A 19462-nucleotide genomic window follows, 5' to 3' on the forward strand; every position below is an offset into this window, starting at 1 on the left:
GCGTTGGGGAGGGAAACGGGGGGGGCGGCTTTCAAGACACGGGGGGTGTCGAACCCCCCGGGAGGAAAGGACACCCGGGACGCACGCGGGGTTGGCCCCGGGTTTTCCTGCGCCCCCCCGGCCCCGCCCCTCGCTCGGGTTGTCTTACTGGTGGAAGATCCTGGCCCCCCACTGGGCGACCCACCTGCCGTCACCGAACTGGAGGTTGGCGGTGCACTGGCCGGTGTCACCGTCACAGTTCAGGGCCGTGACCGGGACCGGCGCCCGCACCGCCTTCGCCGACGTGGCCGACCGTGCCGCCGCCTGGTGGAAGATCCGCGCGTCCCACTGCGCGACCCATCGGCCGTCACCGAAGCGCAGCCCGGCCGTGCACTTGTAGGTGTCACCGTCACAGTTGAGGGTCGTCACCGGGACCGGCGCCTTCACCGACTTCGCGGACGCCGACTTCGCGGACGCCGACTTCGCGGACGCGGACTTCGCGGACGCCGACTTCACGGACGCCGACTTCACGGACGCCGCCTGCCGGGCCGGGCTCTGGTGGAACACGTTCACGCCCCAGTCCGCGAACCACCGGCCGTCACCGAACCGCAGCCCGGCCGTGCACTTGTAGGTGTCACCATCGCAGGCGAGGGTCGTCACGGGGACCGGCGCGGCCCCGGCGGCCGGGGCGATCGCGGCCTGGGTCATGATCAGGGCTCCCAGCCCCAGGAATGTACCGGCGAGCATTCGGCGAGCGCGAGCTGACATAGCGTCACTTCCCTTTCGACTCCGGCCACATGACGTGCGGCATCATGTCGCCCACCGGTCGAATGTCGCTTGAAGAGATGAAGCACTCAGCGCTACAGCCGCTGAATGATCGTCCCCGTCGCCAGCGCCCCGCCCGCGCACATCGTGATCAGCGCGAACTCCTTGTCCGCCCGCTCCAGTTCATGCAGCGCCGTGGTGATCAGCCGGGCCCCCGTCGCCCCCACCGGATGGCCGAGCGCGATGGCGCCGCCGTTGACGTTCACCTTCTCCAGATCCTGTTCGAAGACCTGCGCCCAGGACAGCACGACCGACGCGAACGCCTCGTTGATCTCGATCACGTCGATGTCCTTGAGCGTCATCCCGGCCTTCCCCAGCACGGCCCGCGTCGCGTCGACCGGACCGTCCAGGTGGTAGTGCGGATCGGCGCCGACCAGGGCCTGGGCCAGGATCCGGGCGCGGGGCCGCAGCTTCAGCGCGCGGGCCATCCGCTTGGACGCCCACAGCACCGCGCACGCGCCGTCCGAGATCTGGGAGGAGTTGCCCGCCGTGTGCACGGCCGTCGGCATGACGGGCTTGAGCCCGCCCAGCGCCTCCATGCTGGTGTCGCGCAGCCCCTCGTCCCGGTCGACGGCCCGCCACATGCCCTCTCCGGCCGCCTGCTCCTCCTCGGTGGTGGGCACCTGCACCGCGAAGGTCTCGCGCTTGAAGCGCTCCTCGGCCCAGGCCCGGGCCGCGCGCTCCTGGGAGAGGAGGCCGAGCGTGTCGACGCCCTCCCGGGTGAGCCCGCGCCGCCGGGCGATCCGCTCGGCGGCCTCGAACTGGTTGGGGAGGTCGACGTTCCACTCGTCGGGGAACGGCTTGCCCGGCCCGTGCTTGGAGCCGCTGCCGAGCGGCACCCGCGACATGGCCTCGACGCCGCAGCCGATGCCGACGTCGATGACGCCGGTGGCGACCATCGTGGCCACCATGTGGTTGGCCTGCTGCGAGGATCCGCACTGGCAGTCCACGGTCGTCGCGGCCGTCTCGTACGGGAGGCCCATGGCCAGCCAGGCGGTGCGCGCGGGGTTCATGGACTGCTCTCCCGCGTGGGTGACCGTGCCGCCGACAATTTGTTCGACGCAGTCGGGCTGGATGCCGGTGCGGGCGAGGAGTTCGCGATAGGTTTCCCCGAGGAGATACGCGGGGTGGAGATTGGCGAGCGCGCCTCCGCGCTTCCCGATGGGGGTGCGTACGGCTTCGACGATGACGGGTTCCGCGGCCATGACTCGTCCTCTTCTCCATCGCGTCCGCGGGGGCTCCCGGCAGCGCCCGCGCCAGAACTAGTACGCGTTCTAGTTCTTCGCTCAGTCTGCTGAGGCCCGACCTGACGGCGCAAGGGTTGTGCACAGGGCGAGTTGGAGCATCCGCCCCCAAGAAGGCCCGCCATGGCCCTTGCTAGTTATAGAACCCGTTACTACCTTCTGGACACTTTCTGATAGGCCGTCAGATCTGGAGTGGCCGATGTCCTGTCCAGCGCTCCCCGAAGGCTTTGACTTCACCGACCCCGACCTCCATGAGCACCGGGTGCCACTCCCCGAGTTCGCCCAGCTGCGGCAGACGGCCCCCGTGTCATGGATCCCCCAACGCCACGGCATCGCCGGGTACGACGACGACGGCTACTGGGCCGTCACCCGGCACGCCGACGTCAAGGAGGTCTCGACCCGGCCCGAGATCTTCTCCTCGCACCGCAACACCGCGATCATCCGCTTCAACGAGCGCATCCAGCGCGACCAGATCGAGGTCCAGAAGCTGATCATGCTCAACATGGACCCGCCCGAGCACACCCGGGTCCGCCAGATCGTCCAGCGCGGCTTCACCCCGCGCGCCATCCGCTCCCTGGAGGACGCCCTCCACGACCGCGCGACCCGCATCGTGGCCGGTGCCAAGGAGAACGGCACCGGCGACTTCGTCACCGACATCGCCTGCGAACTCCCCCTCCAGGCCATCGCCGAGCTGATCGGCATCCCCCAGCAGGACCGGACCAAGATCTTCGACTGGTCCAACAAGATGGTCGCGTACGACGACCCGGAGCTGGCCATCACCGAGGAGATCGGCGCCGAGTCGGCCATGGAGCTGATCTCGTACGCCATGAACCTGGCCTCCGACCGCAAGCAGTGCCCCGCCAAGGACATCGTCAGCGCGCTGGTCGCCGCCGAGGACCAGGGCAACCTGGGCTCGGACGAGTTCGGCTTCTTCGTCCTGCTGCTGGCCGTCGCGGGCAACGAGACCACCCGCAACGCCATCAGCCACGGCATGCACGCCTTCCTCACCCACCCCGAGCAGTGGGAGCTGTTCAAGCGCGAGCGCCCGGCCACCGCCGCCGACGAGATCGTCCGGTGGGCCACCCCCGTGATGTCCTTCCAGCGCACCGCCACCCAGGACACCACGCTCGGCGGCCAGACGATCCGGGCGGGCCAGCGGGTCGGTGTGTTCTACTCCTCCGCCAACAACGACCCCGAGGTCTTCGACCGCCCCGAGGTCTTCGACATCACCCGCGACCCCAACCCCCACCTCGGCTTCGGCGGCGGCGGACCGCACTTCTGCCTCGGCAAGAGCCTCGCCGAACTGGAGATCCGGCTGATCTTCAACGCGATCGCGGACACCCTCCCCGGCATCCGCCTCACCGGCGCGCCCCGGCGGCTGCGGTCGGCGTGGCTGAACGGGATCAAGGAGCTGCGGGTGTCCTACGCGTAGTCCTTGCCCACCATCCCTACTTGAACGGCACGTTGACGCAGGCCACCCGGTCCCCGGCCATGCCCGCCCGGCCCGCCTTCGTGGCGGTGTCATGCTCGTGGATCACCACCGAGCGCGCCTCACCGGCCCTGAAGTGCCACTTCACCAGGGACTTGGCGCGGGCGTCGCCACGGCTGTTGGTGGTGGCGTCGAGCCACATCTCATTGCGCGCGTTGGCGTAGGTGGGGTTCGTGGAGGGCTGCTCCGGATCCTTCACGTTCTGGTAGTGCGGGCCGGACGAATCGGGCTTGGTGCCGCACGGCCTGGTGTGCACGTGTATCCCGAAGTGGTGGTCCGGTTCGACCCCGCGCAGGGCCAGGAAGACGAACGTGCCGCGCGGCGGCATCCCGTGCTTCCCGTGCTCCCCCTGCTCTCGCATCTCATGGTCCCGCGTCCCGCCGTGCCACTTCCCCGGGAGCCGCAACTCCGCCACGAGCACCACGGCGGTCGTGGGCACGAGCGCGCTGTCGTACGTCACCGCGCCACGGCTGCCCTGGGCCTGCGAGGCGGGCCGGAACCGCTCCAGAACGAACGCCGTGGGATTCGGCGAAGGCGAAGGATCGGCCGTGGCGCTCGGCGCGGCGGCCGCGGGTGAGATGACGGTCATCGATACGGCCAGCGCTGCGGCGGCCGCCGTTACCAGGGACATCCTCAGATCCCTCCTTGGTCGGGACCCCCGAGACTTCCTGGCGTTTATACCGCTTTCCTCAACGCTAGACCGGTGCACCGGACCCTTCAACGTGAGGCATCGGCCGCTTCCGCGGCCTCCTTCGGATGGGGGACCTCCGCCACCTGCGACGTCTCCTCCGGCTCACCGGCGCGCGGCCTCCGTACCAGCGCCCGGGCGCGCTCCCGTGCGCCGCGGGCGCCCGCCGTCAGCATCTCGGTGACCGAGCCGTTCGCCTCCTCGGCGGGCTTCCTGCCGACGCCGAGCAGCACGTACTGCAAGCCGAATCCGGCCGCGACGACGGCCGCGCCGCCGACCGCGTCCAGCACGTAGTGGTTCGCCGTGCCGACGATCACCGCGACGGTGAGCAGCGGGTACAGCATGCCGAGGATCTTCATCCACAGGTACGGCGCCACCAGCGCGATGACCACCCCGCACCACAGCGACCAGCCCACGTGCAGCGACGGCATGGCCGCGTACTGGTTGGAGAGCTTGGTGAGCGCGCCGAAGTCCGGGTTGTTCAGGTCCTGCGGGCCGTGCGCCGTATCGACGTACCCGAGGCCCATCAGCCTCGGCGGGGCCAGCGGGTAGAGCCAGAAGCCGACCAGCGCGAGCATCGTCGCGAACGCGAGCGGGGTGCGGGCCCAGCGGTAGGTCGCGGGGCGGCGCAGATAGAGCCAGCCCAGCAGGGACAGCGGGATGAGGAAGTGGAAGGTGCTGTAGTACCAGTTCATGCCGTCCTTCAGCCACGGGGTGTCCGCGACCAGGAGGTTGAACCAGTGCTCGATGTCGATGTGCAGGAAGCGCTCGATGGCCAGCACCTGGTGGCCGTGGCCCTCGGCGATGCCGCGCTCGTCGGGCGCGTGGGCGCGGATCCACGAGTAGGCGAAGTAGCCGACGCGGATGAACATCAGCTCCAGGAGCAGGTTCGGCCGGGACAGCGGCCGCCGTACGAAGCGCAGCAGCGGCACCCAGGCGAAACGGCCCTTGCCCGGCTCCTGGACCGGCGTCGGCTCCGGGCGGTCCCACCGCGGGGAGGTCCGGGAGACGAACGGCACCAGGCAGGCCGCGGCGAGCGCGGCCAGCAGCGGGGCGTTGTAGCCGATATGCCCGGCGATCTTGATGTCGGGCAGCAGCGCGGTCCGGCTCAGCGTCATCACCAGCACCACCAGCACCGGCCACACCAGCCGGTCGGCGGCCCGGCGCCCCACCCGGCCGACGACCGCGAGCAGGATCCACAGCTGCTGGTACTGCCAGGAGGTGGGCGAGACCGCCAGCGCCACACAGCCGGTGATCGCCGCGGCCAGCAGCAGCTGCCCGTCCCGCGCGTACCGCACCGCGCGCCGCAGTCCGACGACCGCGACCGCGACCGCCAGGACGGCGAGCAGCGCCAGTTCGACCGGCCCTTCCAGACCGATGCGCAGCAGCAGCCCGTGCAGCGACTGGTTGGCCAGGCTGTCGGCGGGCTCGCCGAGCCCGGCGCCGCCGAGGTGGTGGACCCAGTACGTCAGGGAGTCGCGCGGCATGGCGGCCCACGCCAGCACGGTGCACGCGGCGAACGTCGCGCCCGCGAGCGCGGCCGAGCGCCGCCGCCCGAGGAGCCACAGCACGACGCCGAACAGCAGCAGCGCGGGCTGCAGCGCGGCGGCCACGCCGATGAGGACACCCGCCTGCCGTCCGGAGGTGCGGGGCAGCACGGTGAGCACCACGAGCAGCACCGGGATGATGCTGGTCTGGCCGAGGGTGAAGGTGTTGCGGACCGGAAGGGACAGCGTCAGCAGGCAGATCGCCAGCGGCGCGGCCAGCAGCGCGGTGCGGCGCGAGACCGGCCCCGGCAGGGCGCGCGCGGCGACCAGCCCGAGGACGACGACGAGCAGCAGGGTGCCGAACGTCCAGGCGACGCCCAGGCTCTGCTCGGCGGCCCGGGTCAGTGGCTTGAGCACCAGCCCGGAGAACGGGGTGCCGGTGAACGCGTCCCCGTCGTACAGCGAACCCCTCACATGAAGGACGCCCTGCTCGCCGATCCAGGTCTCCAGGTCGGTCAGTCGCTCGTCCGGTGGCAGCCGCAGCACCGCCGCCGCCTGCCGGACGGCGAGTAAACCGGCCAGCAGCCAGAGGGCACCGAGCACCATCATCGTCCGTGACGTCCGCGCCCCGAGGGCACCGGAACCCGCTCCCGTGCCCGGGGCGTTCCGCAGTCCGCTTCGCTCTCCGTTCGCCACGCCCTGCCGCTCCCCCACTCGCCCTCTTCACCTGTTCGGAATGTTCGAGACCCTACTGAGCCCAATACTCAGACGCGCCACACCCCCTCGTCACCTGACTGTCGACCCCGGTTGTCCGAAAGCTGCCAGGCTTTGGCGGAAGTGCGTCTGTACGGAGGGATCCGTACGGTCCCGGCCCATTTCACCAGGGCCGCGGGGCACCCCGCGAATCGCGGCGGCCGTGGCCGCACCGCCGAGTGGCAGGATGGGCCCATGAGCATCGTCAAGATCAACGTGCTGACCGTTCCCGAAGAGCAGCGCGAGGTGCTGGAGAAGCGCTTCGCCTCCCGCGCCGGGTCCGTGGAGAACTCCGACGGCTTCGAATGGTTCGAGCTGCTGCGCCCGGTCGAGGGCACCGACCAGTACCTCGTCTACACCCGCTGGCGCAGCGAGGAGGACTTCCAGGCCTGGATGGAGGGCCCCATGAAGGCGGCCCACCAGCGCGGCGGCGAGGACGCTCCGCAGCAGAAGCCCGCCGCGTCCGGCTCCACCCTGTGGTCCTTCGAGGTCGTCCAGCAGGCCGCCCCCAAGGGCGAATAGGCCGTACCGCCCGCCGTGGCCCTGTGCCCCGTATCCGGATCGTTCCGGTGCGGGGCACAGCACTTGACCGCGCAGTGCGCTGTAACAGAAACTGTTACACCAAGGAGGAAGTGATGGCGGCGAACAGCCGATTGACGATCGCGACGCACGCGCTCGCCTGGCTGGCCCTGGCGCGGCGCCGGGGCCGGGAGGTTCTGACGTCGGAGCAGGTCGCGGCCAGCGTCAACACCAACGCCGTGATCATCCGGCGCAGCCTCGGTGACCTGCGGCGCGCCGGTCTGGTGGAGGTCCGCCACGGAGCCGGTGCGGGCTGGAGCCTGGCCCGTGAGCCGGAGGCGATCACCCTGCTCGAGGTGTACGACGCCGTCGGCGCGCAGCCGCCCTTCGGACTGCACCACACCGAGCCCAATCTGGAGTGCCCGGTCGGGCGGGGCATCCGGCCCGCCCTGGACGCGGTCTACGGCCGGGTCGGGCAGGTCATCCGGCGGGAGCTGGCGGACACGTCGATCGCCGATGTACTGCGCGAGACGCTGGCGAACCAGCCGGACCGCTTGCCGTAAGAAGGACTGTTCCCACAACTGAACGAGGAGCGAGGCCGGTGGAACCCCTGCGGTGTCCGATCGTCGAACTGCGGCAGTACACACTGCACCCAGGACAGCGAGACGTACTGATCGATCTGTTCGACCGGGAGTTCGTCGAGCCCCAGGAGGCAGTGGGCGCGAGCGTGCTGGGGCAGTTCCGCGACCTGGACGACCCCGACCGGTTCGTCTGGCTCCGCGGCTTCGCCGACATGCCGCGCCGCGCCACGGCGCTGGAGAGCTTCTACGGCGGGCCCGTCTGGCGGGCACACCGCGACGAGGCGAACGCGACGATGGCCGACTCCGACGACGTACTGCTGCTGCGACCGGCCTCGGCACACGGCGCGTTCCCGGCGCCGGTTGGCGCCCGGCGGGCCCCCGGCGAGCCGACGGCATCGCCACCGCCGCTGGTCCTCGCCACGATCTGGTACGGCCACGGCCCGTTCGATACCGCGTTCACCGAGTTCTTCGAGCAGCGGGTGCGCCCGGTCCTGGCCGAGACCGGCGGCGAGCCACTGGCGTACCTGCGGTCGGAGCACGCCCCGAACACCTTCCCGGCGCTGCCGGTGCGGCTGGGCGAGGAAGTCTTCGTATGGTTCGCGCGCTTTCCCGACGAAGGCCACGCCGACGACCACCTGCGCCGCCTGCGGCAGTCGGAGCGCTGGCGCGAGGACGTGCTGCCGGCCCTTTCGGAACGGTGGGCCAGGCCCCCACAGCAGCTGCGGCTGGCGCCCACGGAGAGGTCACTGCTGCGGTGAGTTCCGTCGCTTCGCGGTCCCCGGCCCTGTCCTGAAGTCATCGGTCGCGGTCAGGGCCCCGGTGCCGCGGAACGGGCGGTTCATCTAGGGTCTTCTCGTGTACGGGAGTGTCAGCGAGAAGCCGGTGCCCGCCCGCGGGGACGGGCAGCGCATTCTGGTCGTGGACGACGAGGCCAGGATCGCCGAACTGCTCTCGACCACCCTGGAGCTGGCCGGTTATCAGGTCGGCACGGCGGCCACCGGAGGTGAGGCGCTGGACCGGGTGGGGCGCGAGCGGCCGGATCTGGTGATCCTGGATGTGATGCTGCCCGATCTGGACGGGTTCACCGTGTGCCGCAGACTGGTGGCCGCCGACGAGGACCATCCGCCCGTCCTCTTCCTCACCGCCCGCGATTCGCTGGACTCCCTGGTCACGGGGCTCGGCATCGGCGGAGGCGACTACGTCACCAAGCCGTTCCGGATCGCCGAGGTGCTGGCCAGGGTGCAGGTGCTGCTGCGCGGGCGGCGGCGGAGGGCGCCGGAGGAGGAGGCGCCGCCGAGGTACGCGGACCTGGTGCTGGACGATACGACCCGCCAGGCCCTGCGGGGCCGCCGCGCGCTGGACCTCACGCCCGCCGAATACCGGCTGCTGCGCTATCTGCTGGCCAACGCCGGACGGGTGCTGTCCAAGGAGCAGATCGGCGAACACCTGTGGTTCAAGGACCACAAGAGCTACGGGGACAACGCCATCGAGAAGCTGATCTCCCGTCTGCGGCACAAGGTCGACGAGGAGGAGCCCGCTCTGATCCACACCCGCCGTGGCTTCGGCTACTGGCTCGGCAGGCTCACCACCGTATGAACGGCGATATGAACGACGATCTCTACGGGGACGAGCGGCAGCGGCTGGTCGAGGTGCTGCTGCACGAGCTGCGCACCTCGCTGACGACCATCCGCGGCTGGGCCGAACTCCCCCTCCAGGGGCTCAGCGACGACCCCGCGCTGATGGTGCGCGCCCTGCGGCGCATCCAGGACGAGGCGGACCACATGTACGAGGCGACCCAGCGGGTGTTCCCCCGTTCGGACGCCTCGTGGGAGCGGCCGCCGCGCCTGGCGCCGGTGGATCTGCGGGACGTGGCCGACGAGGCGGTGGCGGACCTGGGACTGCTCGACCCCGAACGCCCCATCACCCGCGAGAACTCCGGCCGGACGACCCTCGTCGCCGACCACCGGATGCTGCGGCACGCCGTCCGCAATCTGCTGGGCAACGCCCTGCAGCACACCCCCGCCGGGACCCCGGTGACCGTGGCGGTGCGCGGTCCGGTGAGCGGGCCCGGCGGGGAGCCGTGGGTCGAACTGTCGGTCGGCGACCGGGGACCGGGCATGGACCCGCGGGCGGTCGCCCGGCTGACCACGCCGAGCGCCGAGGACGGCCACGGCGAGCCGGGGGCCGGGCCGGGCGGCGGGCTCGGGCTCACCATCGTGCGGCGGGTGGTCGAACGGCACGGCGGCGAGGTGACCGTGAGCAGCGCGCCGGACCGCGGTACGACGGTCACGGTGGCCCTGCCCACTGTCAGCGATTCGTCAGGCAACTGACCGGGCGGCGTCAGGTCGGAGGGGTTCGCTGGTCATCACGTCCCCGGTGCACACAGGTTCACGCTCCGCTCCTGTCGGAATCCCCCACCCGAGGAGAGTCATGACCGAGACGCTGGCAGAGACCACGGCCGACTCCACGGCCCAGACCACGGCCGGCCCCACGGCCCAGCCGGAAGAGCAGATTCCGGACTACCCCATGCCCCGGGCCGCCCGATGCCCCTTCGACCCGCCGCCGACCGCGCAGGCGATGCACGCCGAACGGCCGGTCGCGAAGGTGCGGATGTGGGACGGCAACACCCCGTGGCTGGTGACCGGGTACGCCGACGCCCGCGCCCTGCTCGCCGACCCGCGCGCCAGCTCCCGGGCCACACTGCCCGGCTTTCCGCACCCGAGCGCCGGCTTCCGCGAGAACGCCGCCCGGCGGCGTTCCTTCATCTCCATGGACGACCCCGAGCACGCGCGGATCCGCCGCATGGTGACCGCCCCGTTCGCCATCAAGCGGGTCGAGGCGATGCGGCCCGCCATCCAGCAGATCACCGACGACCTGATCGACGCGATGCTGACCGGGCCCACCCCGGCCGATCTGGTGCGCTCGCTCGCGCTGCCGCTGCCGTCCCTGGTGATCTGCGCCCTCCTCGGGGTGCCGTACGAGGACCACGAGTTCTTCCAGCGGAACAGCTCACTCATGATCAACCGCCACTCGTCGGCGGACGACGTGGTCGCCGCCAACAACGCGCTGACCGACTATCTGGACAACCTGGTCGGGGCCAAACTCGCCGAACCTGCCGACGACATGCTCTCCGAGCTGGCCACCCGGGTCAGGAACGGTGAGCTGACCCGCCGCGAGGCCGCCTCCATGGGCGTACTGCTGCTGATCGCCGGCCATGAGACCACCGCCAACATGATCGCCCTGGGCACCGTCGCCCTGCTGGAGCACCCCGACCAGCTCGCCACCCTGCGGGAGACCGACGACCCGAAGGTGGTCGCGGGGGCCGTCGAGGAGCTGCTGCGCTACCTGACCATCGTGCACAACGGGCGCAGCCGGGTCGCGCTGGAGGACATCGAGATCGGCGGCCAGACCATCCGCGCCGGGGACGGCATCATCGTCTACACCGGCACCGGCAACCGGGACGCGGAGGTCTTCCCCGATCCCGACCGGCTGGACATCGGCCGCGACGCCCGCCGCCACATGGCCTTCGGTTTCGGCGTCCACCAGTGCCTGGGCCAGCCGCTGGCCCGGGTGGAGCTGCAGGTCGTCTACAGCACGCTCTACCGCCGCATCCCCACCCTGCGGCTGGCGACCGGCGTCGACGAGCTGCCGTTCAAGCACGACGGCCTGGTGTACGGCGTCTACGAGCTGCCCGTGGCCTGGTAATCGTGAGAGACAAGGGAGTCACCATGCGCGTGGAAGTCGATGTTCCGAAGTGTGTCGCGTCCGGTCAGTGCGTGATGATCGCGCCCGACGTGTTCGACCAGCGTGAGGAGGACGGAATCGTCGTGCTGCTGGACGACCATCCCGCCGCCGAACTCCACGCCGACGTACGGGAGTCCGCGGTGATCTGCCCGGCGGCGGCGATCCGGCTGGTGGAGGAGGAGTGAAACGCGTCGTCGTGGTCGGCGCCTCCGCCGCCGGACTCGCCGCGGCGGAGACGCTGCGCCGGGAGGGGTACGACGGCGCCGTCACCCTCGTCGGCGACGAACAGCACCCCCCGTACGACCGGCCGCCGCTGTCCAAGCAGCTCCTCGACGGGCGGTGGGACGCCGGACGGCTGCCGCTGCGCGGGCGGGACGAGCTGGACGCGCTCGGGCTCGACCTCCGGCTCGGCGTCGCCGCGACCGGGCTCGATGTGGCCGGGCGTACGGTCGCCCTCGCCGATGGGTCGGAGGTGCCGTACGACGGACTGGTCATCGCCACCGGCGTACGGCCGCGCGGACTCTCCGGCGACGGCGCCGCGCATGTGCTGCGCACCCTGGACGACGCGCTGGCGCTGCGGGACCGGCTGGCGGAGGGGGTGCGGCTGGTGGTGGTCGGCGCCGGGTTCCTGGGCGCCGAGGCGGCCGCCGTCGCGCGCGGGCTGGGCGCGCGCGTCACCCTGCTGGAACCGGCGCCGGTGCCGCTGGCGCCCGTGGTCGGCGAGGACGTCGGCCGGGTGCTGTCGCGGGCGCACCTCGACCACGGCGTGGACCTGCGCACCGGGGTCACCGTGGCAGAGGTGACCGGCGGCGGGGTGCGGCTGGCGGACGGCGAACGGGTCGCGGCGGACGAGGTGCTGGTCGCCGTCGGCTCCGTGCCCAACACCGAGTGGCTGGAGGGCAGCGGCCTCACGGTGGGCAACGGCCTGGAGTGCGACGAGTTCAGTGCCGCCGCCCCCGGCGTGTACGGCGCGGGGGACGTCGCGTGCTGGCACAACCCGCTGTTCGGTACGGCGATGCGGATCGAGCACCGTACGAACGCCACCGAGCAGGGCATGGCGGCGGCCCGCAACCTGCTCGCCCCGGCGCCGGAGGCACGGCGGCCGTATCAGCCGGTGCCGTACTTCTGGTCGGACCAGTACGGTCTGCGCGTCCAGGCGTACGGCCATCCGCGCGGCCATGAGGAGGTGGCCGTGGTGGAAGGGGGCCTGGACGAGGGGGACGAGGGCGCGTTCCTCGCCGCGTACCGCCACGGGGACCGGCTGACCGGGGTGCTGGCCGTGGGCATATCGCCCCGGGTGCTGCGCGCCTGGCGGCAGTCGATCGCCGCCGGGGCGCGGTGGGCGGACACGGTGCGGTCGGCGCGAGCGGCGTGACGACCCGCGCGGACCGGGCGGGGGCGGGTGCGGCTCAGACCGCGTCCGGCCCCCGCTCCCCCGTGCGGACGCGGACGAAGTCGTCCACCGGGACGGCCCACACCTTGCCGTCGCCGATCCGCCCGGTGCGCGCGGCGTTCACGATGGCGTCCATGACGGCCTCGGCCTCGGCGTCCTCCACGACCACCTCGATGCGCGCCTTGGGCACGAAGTCGATGCGGTACTCGGCGCCACGGTAGACCTCGGTGTGGCCGCGCTGCCTGCCGAAGCCGCTGGCCTCGGTGACGGTGAGGCCCTGCACACCGATCTCCAGCAGCGCCGTCTTCACGTCGTCCAGCTTGAACGGCTTGACGATCGCCGTGATCAGCTTCATGGGGTCAGGGTCCTGTCGGGGTGATGCGGCGGGCGATGGGCGGCGTTCTGCGGCACGCCGTGGCCCAGAACCCCGTGATCATAGGCGCTCTCGGCATGAACGGCGAGGTCGAGCCCGGAGCGCTCGTCCTCCTCGGCCGCCCGGAAGCCCATGAACCGGTCGATGAGCTTCCCGATGCCGTAGGTCATGACGAACGCGTACGCGCCCACCGCCAGCACCGCCACGGTCTGCTTGCCGATCTGTCCCGCGCCGCCCCCGGACAACAGCCCGGCCGGGCCGCCGGTCATCGCGGAGGTGGCGAACACGCCGATCAGCACGGTGCCGACGACCCCGGCCACCAGGTGGACGCCGACGACGTCGAGCGAATCGTCGTAGCCGAAGCGGAACTTCCAGCTCACCGCGTACGAGCAGAGCACTCCGGCCGCGAGCCCGATCAGCAGCGCCCCGGCGACGCCCACGGAACCGCACGACGGAGTGATCGCGACCAGTCCGGCGACCGCGCCGGACGCGGCGCCGAGGGTGGTGGCGTGGCCGTCGCGGACCTTCTCGACCACGAGCCAGCCCAGCAGCCCGGTGCAGCCCGCCGCCTGGGTGTTGAGGAACGCGGCGGCCGCCAGGCCGTTGGCCCCCATCGCCGACCCGGCGTTGAACCCGAACCACCCGAACCACAGCAGCCCGGCGCCGAGCAGCACCAGCGGCAGGTTGTGCGGCCGCATGGCCTCCTTCTTGAAGCCGATCCGCGGCCCGAGCAGCAGCGCCAGCGCCAGCCCGGAAGCGCCGCAGTTGACCTCCACGACGGTGCCGCCCGCGAAGTCCAGCGCCCCCAGCTTCTCCAGGATCCAGCCGCCCGGTCCGAACACCCAGTGCGCCACCGGAACGTATACGAGCAGCGTCCACACCGCGACGAACGCCACCCACGCCCCGAACCGGGCCCGGTCCGCGATCGCCCCGCTGATCAGCGCGGCCGTGATGATCGCGAAGGTGAGCTGAAAGGCGGCGTGGAGCAGCGTCGGCACCGAGCCGGTCAGGTTGGTCGGGCCGATCCCGCGCATCCCCGCGTACTCCAGCCCGCCGAGCAGCCCGGCGCCGCCCAGGTCCTTGCCGAAGGCGAGGCTGTAGCCGACGAGCAGCCAGATCACGGTGACGACGGCGATGGAGACGAAGCTCATCATCAGCATGTTCAGCGCGCTCTTGGCCCGCACCATGCCGCCGTAGAACAGGGCGAGCCCGGGCGTCATGAGCAGCACGAGCGCGGTGCTGGCCAGCAGCCAGGCGGTGTCGCCGGCGTCGAATCCGGTCGGCATGTCGATAAGTCACCTTCTTGGTCGGCAGGGGTCGCATCGGTGGGTGCTCGATGGCCGCCCAAGGAAGGGTCACGTCCGGTCGTTACCACTCGCGCACGGGCGTGTTTCCCCCATGTTTCGCGTTGCGCCGGCGTTTCCACACGCTCACCGCGCACCGCATAGCGAACACGGAGCCCCTGCGCGTCAAAAGCATGACGTTTTCACCCTTCCGGGCAGCACGACCCGGGCATCGGGGTACTTTTCCGCTCATCCCGCATCGCCCGGCGGGCAACTTGAGCCATTCTCTGTTCGTGGCGCACGCCACATGGGTACTCTCAGTGAGGGGGTGGTGACATGGCAGGGATGCTGCGGTTCAGACGGCCGCCGGTGCATGAGGTCACGTTAGGGCTGATGTTCCAGCCGTTGTCGCGGCTGCAGTCGCTCGACCTGGCCTCGCTGCGGGTCGACTGGCGCAGTGAGTATCCCAACCTGCGGGAGTCCACCCCGCTGACCCCATGGCAGCCCGCCCATCAGGATGACGTGGAGTTCATGCGCTCCGGTCTGCCCTGGCCGATGGGGCTCTGCTCACTGTCCACGGAACTCGGCGACCGGAAGATCAAGTTTCAGCAGGACCGCTTCATCCTGATCTGGAAGTCCACCGGGGAGGAGCAGCCCTATCCCGGCTACGACTCCCTCAAGGCGGAACTGCTGGGGAAGTTCGACCACTTCTCGAAGCTCTCGCAGAACATCTGCGGCACCCTGCCCGAGGTGAAGCGGGCCGACGCCCAGTACCTCAACAGGCTCCCGGACATTTCCGCGCACCAGGCCATGGCCGGGGTCCTGACCGGCTGGTCGTTCGAATCGGCCTTCCCGTTCCGGGTGCCCGACTACTGCGGCTTCCGGGTGCAATACCAGCAGTCCGAGCGCGACGACCGGGTCTCCGTTCTGATCGGGGTGGATTCGGCGGTGACCGAGCCGTCGGCGGGCGAGTTCCGCGAAGGCTCGTCCCTGATCATCGACGCGGAGTCGCAAGTCGACCTGGGGGACGACTTCGCCCTGCGCATGGACGCGGCACATGAGGTGGTGAGCGGCGCGTTCCTGGAGGCGACGAGCGCGCAAATGCGGCAGCAATGGGGGGAAATGGAATGATTGCGTCTGAGGCGTGCCCCACCGGGCAGTTCTCACCCGTCCGCAAGGACGAACCACGCGATGCGGGGGTGTGGCTGATCCGGCGCGGGGACCGGGGCGGCGCGGAATCCCGCGCGCTGGAGAAGCAGACCAAGCTCGAATTACAGACCTACGTCAGCGGCAAGCTGCACGAGTTGAGAACGCTGCCCCACGACTGGGACGACGCCGGAGGCAGCGCACCCTCCCAGGCCGTCACCCACGCGGCCTACCGCACGCTGGACCGGATCTCCGACTACCGCACGGTCTTCCCCTTCATCACCCCCGGGGAAGAGGGCGCCATCCTCTTCGAGTGGCGGGCGGGCAAGGAGCGGCTGGAGCTTGAGTTCTCCCCCGACGAGCCCCCGTTCGTGCGCTACATCGACGCGGCCGGCGACCTGAAGGCCAACGGGGACCTGGGAGCCGAGGGCATCGGATACGAGAACATCCGCCGCTTCCTCTCGGCGCTCTCGACGCGCGTCTGGTCGGTCAATCCGAACTGGAAGAGGCTTTTCTCTTAAAGCGGCGCTGAGAGGGTGTTGAGGGGGGTGCTCTTTGAGCGCACGTGACGAAAAGAACTCCGACAGCGAGTTGATTTACCGGCGGATACCGGAGGCACCGGGCTTCCTGGTGCCCGACCTGGAAACCGGGAGACGGGTGCCCACCCATACGGCGTTCCGATGGGACCCCGACGGAATCTCCGTCCATCGGAGTTCCCTTCTCACCGAGTACGGACTGGGCCCCGAAGCCATGATCAAGAAGCCGGGGCAGATGGTCTACGGCTTCCCGGCCCGGGCCACCCGCCCCTGCAAGGCGAAGATCATTGACGCGCCCGACCCCGAGGACCCGCCCATCGGGATGGCGCACGCCCTGATCCAGTGCGAGGTGCCCCGGCCGGACAAGCCGCGCCGACGCGAGATCTCCGAGGCGCTGGCCGAGGAGTCCCGCTTATGCTTCCCGGCCGAATGACGGCGGACGGCTGCCGCGTTCAGGTGCCCTGGGCCGCCCGCCGGGTGGCGATCCGGCCCGCCAGGATGTCCACGGCCAGGAACGCGGCCAAGGGGATGCCCAGCAGCGGCAGGTAGTAGCCCACCACGGCGGCTCCCACGGCCAGCGGGGCCAGTACGTACCCCGGGACTTGGCGCCAGGCACCGCGCGGCAGGGGGCGGCCGAAGGCGCCGGTGCGGCCGCGCTGCCACCACATGCGGTAGCCCCACACGATGAGCAGGATCAGGGAGAGGGCGAGTGCCGCCAGGGCGAGCTGGTTGACGATGCCGAAGAGGACTCCGGTGTGGAGGTCGATGCCCCACCGGCTCAGCTTGGCCAGCATTGGATAGTCGGCGAACCGCACGGTGTCGGTGACCTCGCCGGTGGCCGGGGCCACGGCGACCGCGTCCTGCTTCTCCGGCCAGCTGCGCTGGATCTGACTGACCGTGTACGCGGCGCTCGGGCCCGAGGGCGGCACGATCTCCACCGGGTCGCCGAGGCCCTTCGCCCGGGCGGCCTTCAGCACGGTGTCGTAGCCCACGTCGGTGGCCTTGTGCCCGCCGTCCGAACCGCCCATGTCCATCCCCGGCATGGCGCCGTGACCGGCGTGTTCGCCGGTGAGGCCGGAGGCCACGGCCGGGGTGGTCTGGCCGACCGCGGCGCGCAGGTCGGTGACGTTCGCCCCGGCGTACGTGGACCAGGTGAGCCCGGTGGCGGACAGGAAGAACAGCCCCACCGCCACCCAGACGCCGACCCTGCTGTGCAGGGCGAGGGTGCGGCGGCGGCCGGTGGCGGGAGCGGCGGTCCCGGCGGCGGCGCGCTTGTTACGGCGTCGGCGGGCGAACCAGAGCAGCAGCCCGCCACCGGTGATCACCCACAGCCAGCTGGCGGCGAGTTCGCTGTAGAGGCGGCCGCTCTGGCCGAGGTGCAGATCGCGGTGGAACTCGTCGATCCAGGTGCGCAGCGGCAGGGCGCCGGTGCTGCCGTACTGCTCCAGCGCGCCGCGCACCTTCGCGGTGTACGGGTCGACGAAGACGGCCCGGGTGTGGCCCTCGGCGACCCCTTCCACGCCGGACAGCAGCACCCGAGTGGTGCCGGTGTCGTCCGGCGACGGGCGCACCGCGCTGACCGTGCCCTCCGGATGGGCCTTGCGGGCGGCGTCGATCTGGCGGGAGAGGGGCAGTTTGGTGTCACCCGCCGGGACGCGCAGCTCATGGCCGTACATGATCTTCTCGGCCTGGTAGGAGCCCGCGTACAGCAATCCCGTGGTGGCCGCGATCAGCAGGAACGGGGCCACGAGGACACCGGCGTAGAAGTGCAGCCGCAGCACCAGGGGGCGCAGCACGGACCAGGCCGGGCGGGCAGGGGTCTCCCGGTCGGCCACGTCGTCGGCGGCATCGGCGGCCGGGGCGACGTGTTCGTCGGTGGACATGGCGGCCCTCCTGGTTCGGGGGTGGTGCGAGGCGTGCTCGTCCAGTAGTCGGAGCGGAGGGGGGTTGAGTTCCGACGCGTTTTGTGACGTGCGCCACACGCGCGCTCGTTTTATCAACTTGGGACGAGTTCGCACCATCGCCCGAGGTGACTGGCACGATGACGGGCATGACACCCGGCCCAGCTCTCCGCACGACACGTGCCGCGATCTTCGCGGTGGTGTGCGTGGTGATGGCGGCCCTGGGCCATGCGGTGATGTCCGGCGGGGCCGTGTCGTGGCAGATGCTGGGCGCGGCGTTCCTCGTCACCGCTTCCGCGGCGTGGTGGCTGGCCGGGCGCCAGCGCGGGGGCGCGATCGTGACCGGGGCGACGGTGGGGGCGCAGCTCGTGCTGCACCTGCTGTTCCACTTCTCGCAGTCCTCGTCGCTCCCGACGGCGTCCATGGCGCATGGCGCGCATGGCGCGCACGGCGGGGCCGGGAGCATGAGCGGCATGGAGGGCATGGCCGGGATGGCCGACGCGCATATGGCGTCGGCCGCGGACGGCATCACCCCCGGGATGATGCTGGCCCACGCCCTGGCCGCGCTGGTGTGCGGGCTGTGGCTGTGGCGCGGCGAGGCCGCCGCGTTCCGGCTGGGCCGTACGCTCGCGGCCGCCGTCTACGTACCGCTGCGCCTGATCCTGCGCCTGCTGGGCGCGGACGCCCTGCCGCTGCCCACCCGCCGCCGTCCGGCGCGGCCGGGGGCCGGGCGGGCGCTGCGCGCGGCGCTCCTCCACTACGTGGTCGCCCGCAGAGGTCCCCCAGCGAGTCCGGTGCCCATCTGACCCGCCTGTCCCGACCGGTGACGGGCGGAAAGCCCGTGACTTCCGGAGGACATCAGGCGATGACCCCTGCCCTCGTACAGGATCGCGACCAGCAGATCACCGCATGGGCGCTGGCCGCCCGCGACGGCGACGCGGACGCCATCGAGCACTTCATCCGCGCCACCCATCTCGACGTCTGGCGCTTCGTCGTCCATCTGTGCGGCGATGTGCACGGTGCCGACGACCTGACCCAGGAAACGTATCTGCGGGCGCTGGCCGGGCTGTCCCGGTTCGCCGGGCGCTCCTGCGCCCGCACCTGGCTGCTGTCGATCGCCCGTCGCGCGGTCGCCGACCGCTACCGCGCCGCGGCCGCCCGCCCCCGTATCGCCGACACGACCGACTGGCGGGCCGTCGCCGAACGGACGCAGCCGGTCGGGCTGCCCGGCTTCGAGGAGGGCGTGGCGCTGCTCGAACTGCTGGCGACGCTGGACGCCCCGCGCCGCGAGGCGTTCATCCTCACCCAGCTCCTCGGGCTCCCCTACGCCGACGCCGCCTCGGCCACGGGCTGCCCGGTGGGAACCGTACGGTCCCGGGTGTCCCGCGCCCGCGAGCACATGACCGCGCTGCTGCGGGCGGCGGAAGAGCCCACGACGGCGGAGCGGGGTATCCCCGTACCGTCCTGCGGCTGACCGATAGCAGCTGACCGATAACAGCTAGTCGCTGACAGATTTCACTG

General features: G+C 71.2%; 21 protein-coding genes. 14 read left to right on the forward strand and 7 right to left on the reverse strand.

What is annotated here, in order from left to right:
- Positions 1-144 precede the first annotated feature (144 nt).
- Both ACZ6CL_RS11300 and ACZ6CL_RS11305 read right to left on the reverse strand, forming a co-directional pair.
- The gene (locus ACZ6CL_RS11300) at positions 145-726 is read right to left on the reverse strand and encodes a hypothetical protein (protein WP_468934174.1); all 582 of its coding nucleotides are present in this window, start codon (positions 724-726) and stop codon (positions 145-147) included.
- Between the two features lie 113 nt (positions 727-839).
- Positions 840-2009 carry a steroid 3-ketoacyl-CoA thiolase gene (locus ACZ6CL_RS11305; protein ID WP_468934177.1) on the reverse strand — a complete coding sequence of 390 codons (1170 nt, stop codon included), beginning with the start codon at positions 2007-2009 and terminating at the stop codon, positions 840-842.
- A 238-nt stretch (positions 2010-2247) separates the two neighbouring features.
- Here ACZ6CL_RS11305 and ACZ6CL_RS11310 point away from each other — a divergent pair, with 238 nt between their 5' ends.
- Positions 2248-3480 (forward strand): cytochrome P450, encoded by a 1233-nt coding sequence (locus tag ACZ6CL_RS11310; protein ID WP_468934179.1) that lies wholly within the window; start codon positions 2248-2250, stop codon positions 3478-3480.
- Between the two features lie 16 nt (positions 3481-3496).
- On the opposite strand, the gene ACZ6CL_RS11315 is transcribed toward ACZ6CL_RS11310, so the two are convergent.
- Together ACZ6CL_RS11315 and ACZ6CL_RS11320 are read right to left on the reverse strand one after the other, a co-directional pair.
- Positions 3497-4168 carry a superoxide dismutase family protein gene (locus ACZ6CL_RS11315; protein ID WP_468934181.1) on the reverse strand — a complete coding sequence of 224 codons (672 nt, stop codon included), beginning with the start codon at positions 4166-4168 and terminating at the stop codon, positions 3497-3499.
- Positions 4169-4254: 86 nt separating this feature from the next.
- The gene (locus ACZ6CL_RS11320; protein WP_468935205.1) at positions 4255-6318 is read right to left on the reverse strand and encodes a bifunctional glycosyltransferase 87/phosphatase PAP2 family protein; all 2064 of its coding nucleotides are present in this window, start codon (positions 6316-6318) and stop codon (positions 4255-4257) included.
- 342 nt (positions 6319-6660) lie between these two features.
- Here ACZ6CL_RS11320 and ACZ6CL_RS11325 point away from each other — a divergent pair, with 342 nt between their 5' ends.
- The 8 genes from ACZ6CL_RS11325 (at position 6661) to ACZ6CL_RS11360 (ending at position 12684) form a co-directional block, all read left to right on the forward strand.
- Positions 6661-6987 (forward strand): antibiotic biosynthesis monooxygenase family protein, encoded by a 327-nt coding sequence (locus ACZ6CL_RS11325; RefSeq protein ID WP_468934184.1) that lies wholly within the window; start codon positions 6661-6663, stop codon positions 6985-6987.
- Between the two features lie 113 nt (positions 6988-7100).
- Entirely contained in the window at positions 7101-7547 is a 447-nt protein-coding gene (locus ACZ6CL_RS11330) for an Rrf2 family transcriptional regulator (protein WP_468934186.1), read from the forward strand.
- A gap of 38 nt (positions 7548-7585) precedes the next feature.
- Positions 7586-8323 carry an NIPSNAP family protein gene (locus ACZ6CL_RS11335; protein ID WP_468934188.1) on the forward strand — a complete coding sequence of 246 codons (738 nt, stop codon included), beginning with the start codon at positions 7586-7588 and terminating at the stop codon, positions 8321-8323.
- 97 nt (positions 8324-8420) lie between these two features.
- Positions 8421-9161, forward strand: coding sequence for a response regulator transcription factor (locus tag ACZ6CL_RS11340; RefSeq protein WP_468934190.1), 741 nt, complete (start codon positions 8421-8423; stop codon positions 9159-9161).
- An 8-nt stretch (positions 9162-9169) separates the two neighbouring features.
- Complete coding sequence (locus ACZ6CL_RS11345; RefSeq protein WP_468934192.1) at positions 9170-9895, forward strand: sensor histidine kinase; 726 nt, start codon at positions 9170-9172, stop codon at positions 9893-9895.
- Between the two features lie 100 nt (positions 9896-9995).
- Complete coding sequence (locus tag ACZ6CL_RS11350; protein ID WP_468934194.1) at positions 9996-11270, forward strand: cytochrome P450; 1275 nt, start codon at positions 9996-9998, stop codon at positions 11268-11270.
- A 23-nt stretch (positions 11271-11293) separates the two neighbouring features.
- The gene (locus ACZ6CL_RS11355; protein WP_468934197.1) at positions 11294-11494 is read left to right on the forward strand and encodes a ferredoxin; all 201 of its coding nucleotides are present in this window, start codon (positions 11294-11296) and stop codon (positions 11492-11494) included.
- Positions 11491-12684, forward strand: a complete 1194-nt coding sequence (locus ACZ6CL_RS11360) for an NAD(P)/FAD-dependent oxidoreductase (protein WP_468934200.1) — start codon at positions 11491-11493, stop codon at positions 12682-12684. Before ACZ6CL_RS11355 ends, ACZ6CL_RS11360 begins: the two co-directional genes overlap by 4 nt.
- 34 nt (positions 12685-12718) lie before the next feature.
- Here the strand turns inward: ACZ6CL_RS11360 and ACZ6CL_RS11365 are convergent, their stop codons facing one another.
- Together ACZ6CL_RS11365 and ACZ6CL_RS11370 are read right to left on the reverse strand one after the other, a co-directional pair.
- Complete coding sequence (locus ACZ6CL_RS11365) at positions 12719-13057, reverse strand: P-II family nitrogen regulator (RefSeq protein ID WP_468934203.1); 339 nt, start codon at positions 13055-13057, stop codon at positions 12719-12721.
- On the reverse strand, positions 13054-14361 hold the full coding sequence (locus ACZ6CL_RS11370; protein ID WP_468934206.1) for an ammonium transporter: 1308 nt from the start codon (positions 14359-14361) through the stop codon (positions 13054-13056). Before ACZ6CL_RS11370 ends, ACZ6CL_RS11365 begins: the two co-directional genes overlap by 4 nt.
- Positions 14362-14703: 342 nt before the next feature.
- On the opposite strand from ACZ6CL_RS11370, the gene ACZ6CL_RS11375 reads away from it, so the two are divergent.
- The 3 genes from ACZ6CL_RS11375 to ACZ6CL_RS11385 are packed head-to-tail and all read left to right on the forward strand — an operon-like array spanning position 14704 to position 16473.
- Positions 14704-15489 carry a TIGR04255 family protein gene (locus ACZ6CL_RS11375; RefSeq protein WP_468935208.1) on the forward strand — a complete coding sequence of 262 codons (786 nt, stop codon included), beginning with the start codon at positions 14704-14706 and terminating at the stop codon, positions 15487-15489.
- Entirely contained in the window at positions 15486-16025 is a 540-nt protein-coding gene (locus ACZ6CL_RS11380; RefSeq protein WP_468934208.1) for a hypothetical protein, read from the forward strand. Before ACZ6CL_RS11375 ends, ACZ6CL_RS11380 begins: the two co-directional genes overlap by 4 nt.
- A gap of 34 nt (positions 16026-16059) precedes the next feature.
- Positions 16060-16473: a hypothetical protein gene (locus ACZ6CL_RS11385; RefSeq protein WP_468934211.1), complete on the forward strand. Its 414-nt coding sequence runs from the start codon at positions 16060-16062 to the stop codon at positions 16471-16473.
- A 19-nt stretch (positions 16474-16492) separates the two neighbouring features.
- Here ACZ6CL_RS11385 and ACZ6CL_RS11390 read toward each other — a convergent pair whose 3' ends face one another.
- Complete coding sequence (locus ACZ6CL_RS11390; protein WP_468934214.1) at positions 16493-17923, reverse strand: PepSY-associated TM helix domain-containing protein; 1431 nt, start codon at positions 17921-17923, stop codon at positions 16493-16495.
- A gap of 167 nt (positions 17924-18090) precedes the next feature.
- Between ACZ6CL_RS11390 and ACZ6CL_RS11395 the strand changes: the two genes are divergently transcribed.
- Positions 18091-18747 carry a hypothetical protein gene (locus ACZ6CL_RS11395; protein ID WP_468934217.1) on the forward strand — a complete coding sequence of 219 codons (657 nt, stop codon included), beginning with the start codon at positions 18091-18093 and terminating at the stop codon, positions 18745-18747.
- A 59-nt stretch (positions 18748-18806) separates the two neighbouring features.
- The gene (locus ACZ6CL_RS11400; protein ID WP_468934220.1) at positions 18807-19415 is read left to right on the forward strand and encodes a sigma-70 family RNA polymerase sigma factor; all 609 of its coding nucleotides are present in this window, start codon (positions 18807-18809) and stop codon (positions 19413-19415) included.
- The last annotated feature ends 47 nt before the right edge of the window (positions 19416-19462 follow it).

Source organism: Streptomyces sp. NPDC041200, assembly GCF_055591805.1.

What these genes read in the sequence shown, in the direction of transcription:
- ACZ6CL_RS11305 (WP_468934177.1), bottom strand. Translation starts at nt 2,009, where the DNA reads ATGGCCGCGGAACCCGTCATCGTCGAAGCCGTACGCACCCCCATCGGG.
- ACZ6CL_RS11380 (WP_468934208.1), top strand. Translation starts at nt 15,486, where the DNA reads ATGATTGCGTCTGAGGCGTGCCCCACCGGGCAGTTCTCACCCGTCCGC.
- ACZ6CL_RS11370 (WP_468934206.1), bottom strand. Translation starts at nt 14,361, where the DNA reads ATGCCGACCGGATTCGACGCCGGCGACACCGCCTGGCTGCTGGCCAGC.
- ACZ6CL_RS11345 (WP_468934192.1), top strand. Translation starts at nt 9,170, where the DNA reads ATGAACGACGATCTCTACGGGGACGAGCGGCAGCGGCTGGTCGAGGTG.
- ACZ6CL_RS11310 (WP_468934179.1), top strand. Translation starts at nt 2,248, where the DNA reads ATGTCCTGTCCAGCGCTCCCCGAAGGCTTTGACTTCACCGACCCCGAC.
- ACZ6CL_RS11365 (WP_468934203.1), bottom strand. Translation starts at nt 13,057, where the DNA reads ATGAAGCTGATCACGGCGATCGTCAAGCCGTTCAAGCTGGACGACGTG.
- ACZ6CL_RS11320 (WP_468935205.1), bottom strand. Translation starts at nt 6,318, where the DNA reads ATGGTGCTCGGTGCCCTCTGGCTGCTGGCCGGTTTACTCGCCGTCCGG.
- ACZ6CL_RS11375 (WP_468935208.1), top strand. Translation starts at nt 14,704, where the DNA reads ATGCTGCGGTTCAGACGGCCGCCGGTGCATGAGGTCACGTTAGGGCTG.
- ACZ6CL_RS11350 (WP_468934194.1), top strand. Translation starts at nt 9,996, where the DNA reads ATGACCGAGACGCTGGCAGAGACCACGGCCGACTCCACGGCCCAGACC.
- ACZ6CL_RS11330 (WP_468934186.1), top strand. Translation starts at nt 7,101, where the DNA reads ATGGCGGCGAACAGCCGATTGACGATCGCGACGCACGCGCTCGCCTGG.
- ACZ6CL_RS11390 (WP_468934214.1), bottom strand. Translation starts at nt 17,923, where the DNA reads ATGTCCACCGACGAACACGTCGCCCCGGCCGCCGATGCCGCCGACGAC.
- ACZ6CL_RS11395 (WP_468934217.1), top strand. Translation starts at nt 18,091, where the DNA reads ATGACACCCGGCCCAGCTCTCCGCACGACACGTGCCGCGATCTTCGCG.
- ACZ6CL_RS11400 (WP_468934220.1), top strand. Translation starts at nt 18,807, where the DNA reads ATGACCCCTGCCCTCGTACAGGATCGCGACCAGCAGATCACCGCATGG.
- ACZ6CL_RS11325 (WP_468934184.1), top strand. Translation starts at nt 6,661, where the DNA reads ATGAGCATCGTCAAGATCAACGTGCTGACCGTTCCCGAAGAGCAGCGC.
- ACZ6CL_RS11300 (WP_468934174.1), bottom strand. Translation starts at nt 726, where the DNA reads ATGCTCGCCGGTACATTCCTGGGGCTGGGAGCCCTGATCATGACCCAG.
- ACZ6CL_RS11315 (WP_468934181.1), bottom strand. Translation starts at nt 4,168, where the DNA reads ATGTCCCTGGTAACGGCGGCCGCCGCAGCGCTGGCCGTATCGATGACC.
- ACZ6CL_RS11355 (WP_468934197.1), top strand. Translation starts at nt 11,294, where the DNA reads ATGCGCGTGGAAGTCGATGTTCCGAAGTGTGTCGCGTCCGGTCAGTGC.